Raw genomic sequence first — 14071 nt, forward strand, 5'->3', positions numbered from 1 at the left:
GTTGTGTATTTTAGGCGAATTCCAGGAATTATCTGCGCGAAGTGTAAAAGCCCGTTTACACTTCGTGGCCGACAAGTTAGATTGAAAGGATTGCTTTCATTACTAAAGATATGGCAGAGCCGGAAAGAAGATGAATTATCAGAACGACGATTTACGCATTAAAGAGATCAATGAGTTATTACCTCCCGTAGCGCTCCTTGAAAAATTCCCCGCCACCGAAAATGCCGCCAACACGGTGTCTCATGCCCGCAAGGCGATCCACAAGATCCTGAAAGGTAGCGACGATCGTCTTCTGGTGGTCATTGGGCCGTGCTCCATTCACGATCCTGCTGCGGCCAAAGAGTATGCGTCGCGTCTGCTCGCCCTGCGTGAAGAGCTGAAAGGCGAACTGGAAATCGTGATGCGCGTTTATTTCGAAAAACCGCGTACCACCGTGGGCTGGAAAGGGTTGATCAACGATCCGCATATGGACAACAGTTTCCAGATCAACGACGGCCTGCGCATTGCGCGTAAGCTGTTGCTGGAGATCAACGACAGCGGGCTGCCTGCTGCCGGAGAATTCCTCGATATGATCACCCCGCAGTATCTGGCTGACCTGATGAGCTGGGGCGCTATTGGCGCGCGTACGACGGAATCTCAGGTTCACCGTGAGCTGGCGTCTGGCCTGTCATGCCCGGTGGGTTTCAAAAATGGCACTGATGGCACCATTAAAGTCGCTATTGACGCCATTAATGCGGCTGGCGCGCCGCACTGCTTCCTGTCGGTGACCAAGTGGGGCCACTCCGCTATCGTGAATACCAGCGGTAATGGCGATTGCCATATCATACTGCGCGGCGGTAAAGAGCCTAACTACAGTGCTAAACACGTAGCGGAGGTAAAAGCAGGGCTGGAGAAAGCGGGTCTGGCACCGCAGGTGATGATCGATTTCAGCCATGCCAACTCCAGCAAACAGTTTAAAAAGCAGATGGAAGTCGGCGCAGATGTGTGTCAGCAAATCGCCAGCGGTGAACGCGCAGTGATTGGGGTGATGATTGAGAGCCATCTGGTGGAAGGCAACCAGAACCTGGAGGGCAACGAGCCGCTGGTCTACGGTAAGAGCGTGACGGATGCCTGCATTGGCTGGGACGATACCGATGCGATCCTGCATCAGTTGGCGGATGCGGTTAAAGCGCGTCGCGGCTAAGTTTGTCCCGGGCAATAAAAAAGCGTGGATTGCTCCACGCTTTTTTTATGTCCGGGGAATATTACTTCGCTTTACCCTGGTTCGCCACGGCCGCCGCTTTTGCAGCGATTTCGTCGGCGTTACCCAGGTAGTAATGTTTAACTGGCTTGAAGTTTTCGTCGAACTCGTACACCAGCGGCACGCCGGTAGGGATATTCAGCTCGAGGATTTCATCTTCACCCATGTTGTCCAGGTATTTCACCAGCGCACGCAGGGAGTTACCGTGAGCAGCGATAATGACGCGCTCGCCGCTTTTCAGGCGTGGCAGAATGGTTTCGTTCCAGTAAGGCACAACGCGGTCGATGGTCAGCGCCAGGCTTTCGGTCTGCGGCAGTTCAGCCTCAGTCAGCTTCGCGTAACGCGGATCGTGGCCCGGGTAGCGCTCGTCATCTTTGCTCAGCTCTGGAGGCGTGACCGCAAAACCACGACGCCACTGCTTAACCTGCTCGTCACCGTATTTTTCTGCGGTTTCCGCTTTGTTCAGACCTTGCAGCGCACCGTAGTGACGCTCGTTCAGTTTCCAGGATTTCTCAACCGGCAGCCAGGCCTGATCCAGCTCGTCCAGAACGTTCCACAGGGTATGGATGGCACGTTTCAGCACAGAGGTGTAAGCAAAGTCAAAGGTGAAGCCTTCTTCTTTCAGCAGTTTACCTGCCGCTTTTGCTTCGCTCACGCCTTTCTCGGACAGATCAACGTCATACCAACCGGTGAAGCGGTTTTCGTTGTTCCACTGGCTTTCGCCGTGGCGCACCAGGACAAGCTTAGTATTAGCCATTTCTTACTCCTCAAGCATTTTGAATGATAACAATTCTCATTATATTGCCGTGACTGTGCCAGCAGCAACGCTTAACCCTAACCATAGCGAAAATAGTTCGAGAGTGTAAGATGCATGTGAATCCAGGGTTATGATTTTGTCTGCGATCGCCGCTATTTTCAGCAAGGCGGAGATAAAAAAGCCCTCGCGGTGAGGGCCAGGGTTTTTTGCCGGATGGCGCTTCGCTTCTCCGGCCTACATTTGTAGGCCCGTGCGCCGCCGGACATTAAGCGCGCGGAATGAAATGATACTCGGTGACGCTTACGTACTCTTCACCCGGACGTAGCACGCAGTCCGGCTGCGGCCATTCAGGATGGTTAGGCGTGTCCGGCAGGAACTCGCTTTCCAGCGCCAGTCCTTGCCAGGCGCCGTAGGCGTCATGTTCACGCGCCGTAGTACCCTCCAGATAGTTACCGGAGTAGAACTGTAGGGCAGGGGCGGTGGTGTAGACCGTCATCTGTAACTTCTCATCAGCAGACCAGACCTGTGCGGCAGGTTGAGAAAGATCGCCTTTTGCCTGCAACAGGAACGCGTGGTCGTAGCCTTTCACCTTGCGCTGATCGTCATCACTCAGGAAATCCTGAGCAATGGTTTTCGGCTGTCGGAAATCAAAGCTATTTCCGCTTACAGGTTTCAGCGCCTGATAAGGGATACCCATCTCATCGACCGGGAGATACTCGTCCGCCAGGATCTGGAGTTTGTGGCTGCGGACATCGGTCTGATTACCGTCAAGGTTGAAATAGGCGTGGTTAGTCAGGTTGACCGGGCACGACTTATCGACGGTCGCGCGATACTCAATGGCGATGCGATTATCTTCGGTCAGGGTGAAGCGCGCGGTTGCGGTGAGATTGCCCGGGAAGCCCTGGTCTCCATCGAGGGAGTCCAGAGAGAACCAGACCTCACCGTCATTTTGCTGCACAATCTTCCAGCGACGTTTATCAAACCCTTCCGGGCCGCCGTGCAGCTGATTTTCGCCCTGGCTGGCAAGCAGGGAATACGTTACGCCGTCCAGCGTAAACTGGCTTCTGGCGATGCGGTTAGCGTAGCGGCCTATGGATGCGCCCAGAAAAGCGGTCTGCTCGATATACTGCTCCGGCGATGCGCAGCCAAGCAGGGTTTCGCGCACGCTGCCGTCAGGCATCGGTACGCGGGCAGAAAGTAACGTTGCGCCCCAGTCCATCAGCGTAACCACCATCCCGGCGCTGTTGCGCAGGGTTAACAGGCGATACGGCAGACCATCCGGTGCGAGTGTTGGTGTTTCGTTTAGCACTGTCCGGCTCCTTGTGATGCTTTGCAGACATAGAAAGTTTCTTTGATGCCCGTTTTGGCTTCGTACTGTTTAGCCACCGCGTCCTGAATGGCAGGGACCAGCTCTTCCGGCACCAGGGCGACGACGCACCCGCCAAATCCGCCGCCGGTCATACGCACGCCGCCTTTGTCGCCAATCGTGGCTTTCACAATTTCAACCAGGGTGTCGATTTGCGGCACGGTGATTTCGAAATCGTCACGCATGGAGGCATGCGATTCGGCCATCAGCTCGCCCATCCGTTTCAGGTCACCTTTCGCCAGCGCGGAGGCGGCTTCTACGGTACGGGCATTTTCCGTCAGTATATGGCGCACGCGCTTCGTGACAACCGGATCCAGCTCGTGGGCAACCTTGTTGAATTCATCAAGTGAGACATCACGTAGGGCTGGCTGCTGGAAGAAGCGCGCGCCGGTTTCGCACTGTTCGCGACGGGTGTTGTACTCGCTGCCCACCAGGGTGCGTTTGAAGTTGCTGTTGATGATCACCACAGCCGCCCCTTTAGGCAGTGGAACCGCTTTGGTCCCGAGGGAGCGGCAGTCAATCAGCAAAGCATGTTCTTTCTTGCCCAGCGCGGAAATCAGCTGATCCATAATGCCGCAGTTGCAGCCTACGAACTGGTTTTCCGCTTCCTGACCGTTGAGGGCGATTTGCGCCCCGTCCAGCGGCAGATGATAAAGCTGCTGGAACACGGTGCCGACCGCCACTTCCAGCGATGCGGAAGAGCTTAATCCCGCCCCCTGCGGCACGTTGCCGCTGATCACCAGATCGGCCCCGCCGAAATTCTTGTTACGCTTTTGCAGGTGCTTCACCACGCCGCGAACATAGTTCGACCACTGCTGGCTGTCGTGGGTCACGATCGGCGCATCGAGGGAAAATTCGTCAATTTCGTTGCCGTAATCCGCGGCGATCACTCGCACATGACGATCGTCGCGTTTCGCGCAGCTGATCACCGTCTGGTAGTCGATGGCACACGGCAGGACAAAACCGTCGTTATAGTCGGTGTGCTCGCCGATCAGATTAACGCGGCCAGGCGCCTGGATAACGTGGGTGGCAGGGTAGCCAAATTTTTCAGCAAACAGGGATTGTGTTTTATCTTTCAGACTCATTTTTAGACTCCTGATTCGCGGTAATGGACGTCGCTAACGGCACGCAGACGTTCTGCCGCCTGTTCCGCCGTCAGGTCGCGCTGGGTTTCCGCCAGCATTTCATAGCCCACCATGAATTTACGTACCGTCGCAGAACGCAGCAGCGGCGGGTAGAAGTGTGCATGTAACTGCCAGTGTTGATTCTCTTCGCCGTTAAACGGCGCGCCGTGCCAGCCCATGGAGTAGGGGAAGGAGCACTGGAAGAGGTTGTCGTAGCGGCTGGTCAGTTTTTTCAGCGCCAGCGCAAGGTCGTCTCGCTGGGCGTCGCTGAGTTCGGTAATGCGCTGAACATGGGCTTTAGGCAGCAGCAGCGTCTCAAACGGCCACGCCGCCCAGTAAGGGACCACTGCAAGCCAGTGCTCGGTTTCCACCACGGTACGGCTGCCATCCGCCAGCTCACGCTGGGTGTAATCCACCAGCATCGGCGAACCGTTCTGGGCGAAATACGCTTTTTGCAGTCGGTCCTCACGCTCGGCTTCATTCGGCAGGAAGCTGTTCGCCCAGATCTGACCGTGCGGATGCGGGTTGGAGCAGCCCATCGCCGCGCCTTTGTTTTCGAACACCTGCACCCAGGGATAGCTCTGCCCCAGCTCTGCGGTTTGCGCCTGCCAGGTGCTGACCACCTCTTTCAGCGCCTCCACGCTCAGCTCCGGCAGCGTTTTGCTGTGATCGGGCGAGAAGCAGATCACGCGGCTGGTGCCGCGGGCGCTTTCGCAGCGCATCAGCGGGTCATGGCTTTCCGGCGCGTCTGGCGTATCGGTCATCAGCGCGGCAAAGTCGTTAGTAAACACGAAGGTGCCTTGGTAGTCCGGGTTTTTATCGCCCGTCACGCGCGTATTGCCCGGGCAGAGGAAACAGTCCGGATCATGCTGCGGCAGCGTCTGTTTGGCAGGCGTCTCTTGCGCCCCCTGCCAGGGGCGCTTGGCGCGATGCGGTGAAACTAAAATCCATTGCCCGCTGAGCGGGTTAAAACGACGATGCGGGTGATCGACGGGATTGAATTGCGTCATGACAAATCCTTAATCTGGATAGCCTTGCGGATGGCGCGACTGCCAGTGCCAGGTATCCTGTGCCATTTCATCAAGCGTGCGGGTGACACGCCAGTTAAGCTCTTTATCCGCTTTGGTGGCATCGGCCCAGTAAGCCGGGAGGTCGCCATCCCGGCGGGGAGCGAAGTGATACTTCACCGGCTTGCCGCAGGCTTTACTGAAGGCATTCACCACGTCCAGCACGCTGCTGCCGATCCCGGCGCCGAGGTTGTAAATATGCACGCCCGGTTTATCAGCCAGCTGCTGCATCGCCGCCACGTGGCCGTCGGCCAGATCCATGACGTGAATGTAATCGCGCACGCCGGTGCCATCTTCGGTGGGATAATCGTTACCAAAAATCGCCAGGGAATCGCGGCGCCCTACGGCAACCTGCGCGATATACGGCATCAGGTTATTAGGAATGCCCTGCGGATCTTCGCCCATATCACCTGACGGATGCGCGCCAACCGGGTTGAAGTAGCGCAGCAAGGCAATGCTCCACTCAGGCTGAGCTTTTTGCAGGTCGGTCAGGATCTGCTCTACCATCAGCTTGCTTTTGCCATACGGGCTTTGCGGTGTACCGGTCGGGAAGCTTTCAACGTAAGGGATTTTTGGCTGATCGCCGTAGACGGTCGCGGAGGAGCTGAAGATAAAATTTTTAACGTTGGCCGCACGCATGGCGGAGATCAGACGCAGGGTACCGTTGACGTTGTTGTCATAGTACTCAAGCGGTTTTGCCACCGATTCGCCAACCGCTTTCAGGCCCGCGAAGTGGATAACGGTTTCAATCGCGTGATCGTGAAGGATTTCAGTCATCAACGCTTCATTGCGGATGTCGCCTTCCACGAAAGTCGGCTGTTTACCCGAAAGGCGTTCAATGACCGGCAGCACGCTGCGCTTACTGTTGCACAGGTTATCAAGAATGACGACATCGTGGCCGCTTTGCAGCAGTTGCACACAGGTATGACTTCCTATGTAACCGCTACCACCTGTTACCAGAACTCGCATATTTCGCTCCATTAGGCTTATGGTATGAATTAACCATAGCATATCAGAGACGCGAAAAGTGTGACATGGGATAAAATAGTGGTATCGTTTACACTGGTTTTCACACGCGCTTTTTCACAGACTGAATGCATTGTAGATCAAAGAGATAGAGATGTATTGTTGCAGGTTGTCTGAAAAGCGGAGGGCAGCGCCCTCCACGCGTTAATCGATTTTGCTCAGCAGGTAGCGGTATTGCTCGCCGTCAGGGACAAATTCCAGCCGATGGGTGATGCAGGACGGGGCATCTTCAGCATGGTGGGACACAAACAGCAGCTGGGTTTCACCTTCGCTAATCAGGACATCCACAAAGCGGCGGATCAGCTGACGGTTGAGCGGATCCAGCCCCTGCAACGGTTCGTCAAGAATCAGCAGCGTAGGGTGCTTGACCAGCGCGCGGACGATCAATGCCAGCCGCTGCTGCCCCCACGACAGGCTGTGGAATGGCGCATCGGCGACCCGGTTATCCATACCCAGAATATCCAGCCACTGCTGCGCCAGCTTGTGCTGCTTGTCGGATACCGCCTGATAAATACCAATGGAGTCGAAGAAGCCAGAGAGGATCACGTTTCGCACCGTGGTGCTCACCCGGTAGTCCAGGTGCAGGCTGCTGCTGACATAGCCGATGTGCTTTTTGATATCCCAGATGGTTTCCCCGCTGCCGCGGCGACGGCCGAACAGGGTGAGATCGTTGCTGTATCCCTGCGGGTGATCCCCGGTGATCAGGCTCAGCAGCGTGGATTTACCCGCCCCGTTGGGGCCGACGATCTGCCAGTGCTCACCAGGATTAACCGTCCAGCTGAGGTGATTAAGAATAGGGCGATCGTCGTAAGCAACCACCCCATCGCGCAGCACAATGCGCGGCTGGTCAGGCTCCAGCCCGTGGCGTGCTGAAGGCGCATCCGGCTCCGGCAGGGCAATACCGTCCAGTTTCTCGCTGTGCGCCAGCTGCGCAATCAGCGCCTGCCGAAGCAGTACGGCTTTCTCGCCGGTTTCGGTCAGGCTACAGTCCGCCAGCACGCCCGCATAATGTACGAAATCCGGGATCTCATCAAAGCGGTTAAGAACCAGCACAAGCGTGTATCCCTGCTGGTTAAGCGACGCCAGCAACGCTGCCAGTTGCGCGCGGGATTGCACATCCAGTCCGTCAAACGGTTCATCCAGGATCAGGAGTTCCGGCTCGCTCATCAGCGCCTGACACAGCAGCGTTTTGCGCGTTTCACCGGTTGAAAGGTATTTAAAGCGGCGATTAAGCAGGGCGGTAATGCCAAATTGTTCCGCCAGCTGCTGGCAGCGGGCAGGATCTTTTATCTCATCCTGGATAATTTCCGCCGTCGTGCGGCCGGTATCTTCTTCGCCGGGGCTGAGCAAATCGGTATTGTTACGCTGCCACTCATCCCTGACCAGCTTTTGCAGCTGTTCGAAGGAAAGGCGCGTCAGCCGGGTAAAGGTGCACCGACGTTCACCCTTCAGTTGGGTTAATTCGCCTGCCAGGGCGCGGGCCAGCGCGGATTTTCCGCTGCCATTCGTGCCCACAAACGCCCAGCTTTCTCCGGCGCGAAGGGTTAACTCTGGCAGCGATAAGGTACGGGTATCGCTAAGACGAAACGTGCCTTGCGAAATATGCAATGATGACATGTGTTATCCCATTTTTTGCAGCAAGAGATGTCAGGGATACTCAGTGTTAACGGGGTTGTCAATGCGCTTAGCACAATGTGGCGATAATTACCCGGTCTGCATTGAAATATGCGGTCACCACAGCACCTTCGTCTAATTCGGTCGCGTCGTTCACCGGAACGGTGGCGCAGAGCAACTGTCCATCCGGCAGGGTCATCAGCACTTCACACTGTTCTGCGCCGCGCTCGATGTGGCTGATACGCCCGCGTAGCTGGTTGTCGGCCTCTGCGGCCTGCTCAGGGTTGAGTGCGATGCTGATCCAGGGCGCTTTGAGTAATACCAGCACCTCCTGACCTTCGTTCAGCCCAAGGCGTTGACCACTTTGCGCGGTGATGGCGGCTTTCAGACGCGTCGTACCGTCCGCGAGCAGGATCTCGATATGCTCCTGCACCTGCGAATGATCGCGCCCCGTCACCGTACCAAACCACTGGTTGCGGGCGCTGGTCTGCAAAGAGAAACGGGAGATGGCGCCCAGCAGGCTGTCCAGCGGCAGATTGTCGTCATCGCTCAGCACATCAAATGCTTTTTGCTGGATCTGCGCCAGTAAATCGTAGAGCTGGATCAGACGTTGCCCGTAACGCGTCAACACGGCGCCGCCGCCGCCTTTCCCGCCGGTGGCGCGCTCAACCAGCGTGTGTTCGCTCAGGGTGTTCATGTCGTTAATTGCATCCCAGGCGCTTTTATAGCTGATGCCGGCGTTTTTAGCTCCCTGGCTAATCGAGCCAGTTTGTTCTATTTGTTTTAACAGGGCGATACGTCGCGGATCGGCGAAAAGCTTCTGCTGAAGTCGTAGGGTGAGGAGAATTTCGGCCTGCATAACAGTGTCCCGGCAAAAAGGCTATTGTGACCCAAATGCCCGGGGGCGGAAAGCGCACCGCACAAAAGGGGATGTTTTTCTTACTTTTCAGGGTAGAATAAGCCGTTCACAAGATCTGGAGAAAACCATGTTAGAGTTGTTGAAAAGTCTGGTATTCGCGGTAATCATGGTGCCAGTAGTGATGGCTATCATCCTCGGTGCCATCTACGGCCTGGGTGAAGTGTTCAACGTCTTTTCGAACATTGGTCATCGTCGTGACCAGCCTAAAAAGCAGCAATGATTTCCTCCAAAACGCCCGGCCAGCCCGGGCGTTTTGCTCTCAAGTTTATTCCTCTCCCGCCGATATCTTTTACAACGTTCCTTGAGTTTACGCATTAATGGGTACGATTTAGCGCTAGGAACGCCTGCGATATGTCGTTATATTTATTTGTATATAACGATACGCACAGGAGCTTCAAATGGCACGTTCATGGGTACGCCTTTTCGCAGGGGCCACGCTGACTCTCTCACTCACCGGCCACGCGCTGGCGGATGAAGGAAAAATCACGGTCTTTGCGGCGGCGTCGCTGACTAACGCGATGCAGGATATTGCTGCGGTATACAAAAAAGAGAAAAACGTCGAGGTGGTCTCGTCGTTTGCCTCCTCATCCACGCTGGCCCGCCAGATTGAAGCGGGGGCGCCCGCGGATCTGTTCATCTCTGCCGATCAGAAATGGATGGATTACGCGGTGGAGAAAAAAGCTGTTGATACGGCTACCCGCGAAACGCTGCTGGGAAATAGCCTGGTGGTGGTCGCGCCCGCAAACAGCAAGCAGGACGACATCGCCATCAACAAACAGACGGACTGGACCCGGCTGCTCAACGGTGGCCGTCTGGCGGTAGGCGATCCGGAGCATGTTCCTGCCGGGATTTATGCGAAAGAAGCGCTACAAAAACTGGGCGCGTGGGAGACCTTATCGCCGAAGCTGGCTCCCGCAGAAGATGTGCGTGGCGCGCTGGCGCTGGTGGAGCGTAACGAAGCGCCACTCGGGATCGTTTACGGCTCCGATGCCGTCGCCAGTAAAGGTGTGAAGGTGGTAGGCACCTTCCCGGAAGACTCGCATAAGAAAGTGGAATATCCTGTTGCGATAGTTGATGGACATAAAAATGCGAGCGTGACGGCCTTCGTTGACTACCTGAAGCGGCCGGAAGCGTCCGCGATCTTTAAACGTTACGGATTTACGACTCACGAATGATATTGACCGAACCTGAATGGCAGGCCGTGCTGCTGAGCCTGAAAGTCTCTTCCCTGGCGGTTGCGCTGAGTTTGCCCTTTGGGGTGTTCTTTGCCTGGTTACTGGTTCGCGTGAAGTTTCCAGGCAAAGCCCTGCTCGACAGTGTTCTCCATCTTCCGCTTGTCTTACCGCCTGTGGTGGTCGGATATCTGCTGCTGATCTCCATGGGTCGACGCGGCTTTATCGGCGAATGGCTGTACGACTGGTTCGGCCTGACCTTTGCTTTCAGCTGGCGCGGCGCGGTTCTGGCCGCGGCGGTGATGTCCTTCCCGCTGATGGTGCGCGCTATCCGCCTGGCGCTGGAAGGTGTAGATATCCGGTTAGAACAGGCCGCCCGCACGCTGGGCGCAGGCCGCTGGCGGGTATTCCTGACCATTACGCTTCCGCTCACGTTACCGGGCATTATTGTCGGTACGGTGTTAGCCTTCGCCCGCTCGTTGGGTGAGTTTGGCGCGACCATCACCTTTGTGTCGAACATTCCCGGCGAGACGCGGACCATCCCGTCGGCCATGTATACCCTGATTCAGACCCCGGGCGGCGAAGGTGCGGCGGCCCGGCTGTGTATTATTTCGATTGTGCTCGCTCTGGTCTCGCTGCTGGTGTCTGAGTGGCTGGCGCGCCTCAGCCGTGAACGGATGGGGAAATCGTGATGCTGGAACTCAACTTTACGCAAACCCTGGGCAGTCACACCCTGACGCTGAACGAAACGCTGCCTGCCAGCGGTATCACCGCCATTTTTGGCGTGTCCGGGGCGGGGAAAACGTCGCTGATTAATGCGATAAGCGGCCTGACTCGTCCCCAGTCTGGCCGTATTGTGCTAAATAACCGCGTCTTGAATGACGCGGAGAAGAAGGTCTGCCTGTCACCGGACAAACGCCGTATCGGCTATGTGTTTCAGGATGCGCGCCTGTTTCCGCACTACAGCGTTCGCGGGAACCTGCGTTACGGCATGGCAAAAAACATGGCCGGACAGTTCGATAAGCTGGTGGCGCTGCTGGGCATCGAACCGCTGCTGGATCGTCTGCCGTCGTCGCTGTCGGGTGGTGAAAAACAGCGCGTGGCGATTGGCCGCGCCCTGTTAACCGCGCCGGAACTGTTGCTGCTGGATGAGCCGCTGGCCTCGCTGGATATTCCGCGCAAGCGCGAGCTGCTGCCGTATCTGCAACGTCTGGCGCGGGAAATCAATGTGCCAATGCTCTACGTCAGCCATTCGCTGGATGAGATTTTACATCTGGCCGACAAAGTGCTGGTGCTGGAAGCGGGCAGGGTGAAGGCATTCGGCAATCTGGAGGAGGTGTGGGGCAGCAGCGTTATGCATCCATGGCTGCCAAAGGAGCAGCAGAGCAGCATTCTGAAGGTGAGCGTGCTGGAGCACCATCCGCACTACGCGATGACCGCGCTGGCGCTGGGCGATCAGCATTTGTGGGTGAATAAAATCGATACGCCGATTCAGTCCACGTTACGGATCCGCATTCAGGCGTCGGATGTCTCCCTGGTCCTGCAACCGCCGCTGCAAACCAGTATCCGCAATATTTTGCGCGCAAAAGTGGCGCAGTGTTTTGATGATAACGGCCAGGTGGAAGTGCAGCTGGAAGTAGGCAACAGAACGCTGTGGGCGCGCATCAGCCCGTGGGCCAGGGATGAGCTAGGCATCAAGCCTGGCCTGTGGCTTTACGCGCAAATCAAGAGCGTTTCTATAACCGCCTGATTACAGCAGGTGGGTATAAATATACTGCGCGATGCTGTCGGTGGTGTTATCGCCAATCACCACGTCAGCGCGCGCTTTCACCGCGTCATCGGCATTACCCATCGCCACGCCCGTTCCGGACGCTTCCAGCATGCTGATGTCGTTATAGTTATCGCCGAAGGCAATTACGTCCTGCATTGATCCGCCCTGCGATTCGACGAACTGGGTCAGACGCTTTCCTTTGCTGTTGCCTTTGCGGGCGATATCCACCTGATCGTGCCAGGACCATTCACATTCCAGACCCAGCGTATGCTCGACATGTTTTGCGAAGGTATTCAGTTTGGCGGTGTCTTCATCGGTCAGGGCAAATTTCCAGATTGCGTCGACGTCTTCCGCCGCCTGGCGCAGGGAGGAAACCTGAGTGAACACCGGACGCTGCGCTTCCGGCAGAGACAGAGCCCAGTTGCTGGTGCGGATCACATGGCCGGTAGGGCGTTCATACACCATGGCGTTGTCCACATACATCAGGCCGTGAATGGCATGCTCATCCAGTAAATCAATCAATTGCAGCGCCTGCGTAACGGGAAGCGGATCGGAGGCTAAAACCTTTTTTGCCTGATAATCATACAAATAGGTGCCATTACAACAAATTGCAGGTGTATCTAAGCCCAGTGCCTGATAAAAAGGATGAATGGCTACGTGATGTCGACCCGTTACGATGAGAAGTTGATACCCCGCTTCCTGGGCTCGTTTGAGGGCCTCAAGAGAAGAGGGGAGCAGGGTTTTCTGAGGGGTAAGCAGTGTTCCGTCTAAATCCAGGGCAATCACTCGCGAGGTCATTTTTTCTTCCGGGTTAATGTTGAATTTAAGGTCTGTCGGGATGGTACACCGAGAGCGGAACCCTGCAAAATCCCGGACTACAATTCAGCATTCACCGTTAAAAATAATCAGGAGTATTCATGAAACAAACCGTTTATACCGCCAGTCCTGAAAGTCAGCAGATCCATGTCTGGCGTTTGAATACAGAAGGTTCGCTTACGCTGGTTCAGGTTGTTGATGTGCCAGGCCAGGTGCAGCCGATGGTCGTCAGCCCGGATAAACGTTTTCTTTATGTCGGCGTACGCCCGGAATTCCGCGTGCTGGCATACCGCATCTCCCCGGACGACGGCGCGCTGACCTATACCGCAGAAGCCCCGCTGCCGGGCAGCCCGACCCATATTTCCACTGACCATAAAGGCAACTTTATCTTCAGCGGCTCCTACAATGCAGGCTGCGTGAGCGTCACCCGCCTGGAAGACGGTATTCCCGTTGAAACCGTCGACGTGGTAGAAGGGCTAGAAGGTTGCCACTCCGCCAACATTTCGCCGGATAACCGCACGCTGTGGGTGCCAGCGCTTAAGCAGGACCGCATCTGCCTGTTCACCCTGAGCGATGACGGCCATCTGGTCGCGCAGAGCCCGGCGGAAGTCACCACCGTGGAAGGCGCAGGCCCGCGCCACATGGTCTTCCACCCGAATCAGCAGTATGCCTATGTCGTTAACGAGCTGAACAGCTCGGTAGACGTGTGGGAACTGAATGATCCTAACGGGCAGATCGAGTGCGTACAGACGCTGGACATGATGCCATCTGATTTCTCCGACACACGCTGGGCGGCAGACATTCACATTACGCCGGATGGCCGTCACCTGTATGCCTGTGACCGTACCTCCAGTCTGATCACCATCTTCAGCGTCTCTGAAGACGGCAGCGTTCTGGCAGTTGAAGGCTTCCAGCCGACAGAAACCCAGCCGCGCGGCTTTAATGTCGATCACAGCGGCAAATACCTGATTGCGGCGGGGCAGAAATCCCACCACATTGCGCTCTATGAAATCCAGGGCGTGCAGGGTCTACTGGAAGAGAAAGGACGCTATGCGGTCGGACAAGGGCCGATGTGGGTTGTGATTAACGCTCATTGATCCGTAGACGAAAAAAACCTCGCAAATGCGAGGTTTTTTTTATGCGCGGTTAATGCATGAGGTAGGCCGGGTAAGGCGCAGCCGCCACCCGGCAGCAGGCAT

Annotated in this window: 14 protein-coding genes; 6 read left to right on the plus strand and 8 right to left on the minus strand. The window is 56.3% G+C overall.

Annotated elements, in window-relative coordinates; genetic code table 11:
• Nucleotides 1-130: 130 nt before the first annotated feature.
• A complete protein-coding gene (gene aroG, locus AC4OVU_RS07075) occupies nt 131-1183 on the plus strand; it encodes a 3-deoxy-7-phosphoheptulonate synthase AroG (RefSeq protein WP_129541537.1) in 1053 nt (350 codons plus the stop codon).
• 61 nt (nt 1184-1244) lie between these two features.
• On the opposite strand, the gene gpmA is transcribed toward aroG, so the two are convergent.
• The 7 genes from gpmA to modE form a co-directional block, all read right to left on the minus strand.
• The gene (gene gpmA / locus AC4OVU_RS07080; RefSeq protein ID WP_006809557.1) at nt 1245-1997 is read right to left on the minus strand and encodes a 2,3-diphosphoglycerate-dependent phosphoglycerate mutase; all 753 of its coding nucleotides are present in this window, start codon (nt 1995-1997) and stop codon (nt 1245-1247) included.
• 265 nt (nt 1998-2262) lie between these two features.
• Nucleotides 2263-3306, minus strand: a complete 1044-nt coding sequence (gene galM / locus AC4OVU_RS07085; RefSeq protein WP_185846838.1) for a galactose-1-epimerase — start codon at nt 3304-3306, stop codon at nt 2263-2265.
• On the minus strand, nt 3300-4448 hold the full coding sequence (gene galK / locus AC4OVU_RS07090; protein ID WP_023324336.1) for a galactokinase: 1149 nt from the start codon (nt 4446-4448) through the stop codon (nt 3300-3302). The genes galM and galK overlap by 7 nt, the downstream gene beginning before the upstream one ends.
• Nucleotides 4449-4450: 2 nt before the next feature.
• The gene (galT, locus tag AC4OVU_RS07095) at nt 4451-5497 is read right to left on the minus strand and encodes a galactose-1-phosphate uridylyltransferase (protein WP_017384954.1); all 1047 of its coding nucleotides are present in this window, start codon (nt 5495-5497) and stop codon (nt 4451-4453) included.
• Nucleotides 5498-5506: 9 nt separating this feature from the next.
• A complete protein-coding gene (gene galE, locus AC4OVU_RS07100; protein ID WP_003858554.1) occupies nt 5507-6523 on the minus strand; it encodes a UDP-glucose 4-epimerase GalE in 1017 nt (338 codons plus the stop codon).
• A 201-nt stretch (nt 6524-6724) separates the two neighbouring features.
• Complete coding sequence (gene modF / locus AC4OVU_RS07105) at nt 6725-8197, minus strand: molybdate ABC transporter ATP-binding protein ModF (RefSeq protein WP_110292734.1); 1473 nt, start codon at nt 8195-8197, stop codon at nt 6725-6727.
• A gap of 67 nt (nt 8198-8264) precedes the next feature.
• On the minus strand, nt 8265-9053 hold the full coding sequence (modE, locus tag AC4OVU_RS07110) for a molybdenum-dependent transcriptional regulator (RefSeq protein WP_015571099.1): 789 nt from the start codon (nt 9051-9053) through the stop codon (nt 8265-8267).
• 127 nt (nt 9054-9180) lie between these two features.
• On the opposite strand from modE, the gene AC4OVU_RS07115 reads away from it, so the two are divergent.
• From AC4OVU_RS07115 to modC, 4 genes are all read left to right on the plus strand, one after another.
• Complete coding sequence (locus AC4OVU_RS07115; RefSeq protein WP_003858549.1) at nt 9181-9333, plus strand: AcrZ family multidrug efflux pump-associated protein; 153 nt, start codon at nt 9181-9183, stop codon at nt 9331-9333.
• Nucleotides 9334-9511: 178 nt separating this feature from the next.
• A complete protein-coding gene (modA, locus tag AC4OVU_RS07120; protein ID WP_110292733.1) occupies nt 9512-10288 on the plus strand; it encodes a molybdate ABC transporter substrate-binding protein in 777 nt (258 codons plus the stop codon).
• Nucleotides 10285-10977, plus strand: a complete 693-nt coding sequence (gene modB, locus AC4OVU_RS07125) for a molybdate ABC transporter permease subunit (protein WP_003858545.1) — start codon at nt 10285-10287, stop codon at nt 10975-10977. Before modA ends, modB begins: the two co-directional genes overlap by 4 nt.
• Nucleotides 10977-12035, plus strand: a complete 1059-nt coding sequence (gene modC, locus AC4OVU_RS07130) for a molybdenum ABC transporter ATP-binding protein ModC (protein ID WP_017694124.1) — start codon at nt 10977-10979, stop codon at nt 12033-12035. Before modB ends, modC begins: the two co-directional genes overlap by 1 nt.
• Here modC and AC4OVU_RS07135 read toward each other — a convergent pair whose 3' ends face one another.
• Nucleotides 12036-12854, minus strand: coding sequence for a pyridoxal phosphatase (locus tag AC4OVU_RS07135; protein WP_017384949.1), 819 nt, complete (start codon nt 12852-12854; stop codon nt 12036-12038). It lies immediately after the preceding gene.
• A gap of 119 nt (nt 12855-12973) precedes the next feature.
• Between AC4OVU_RS07135 and pgl the strand changes: the two genes are divergently transcribed.
• Nucleotides 12974-13969, plus strand: a complete 996-nt coding sequence (pgl, locus tag AC4OVU_RS07140) for a 6-phosphogluconolactonase (protein ID WP_015571095.1) — start codon at nt 12974-12976, stop codon at nt 13967-13969.
• Nucleotides 13970-14071: the final 102 nt, after the last annotated feature.

The organism is Enterobacter sp. 6722112 (assembly GCF_058661685.1).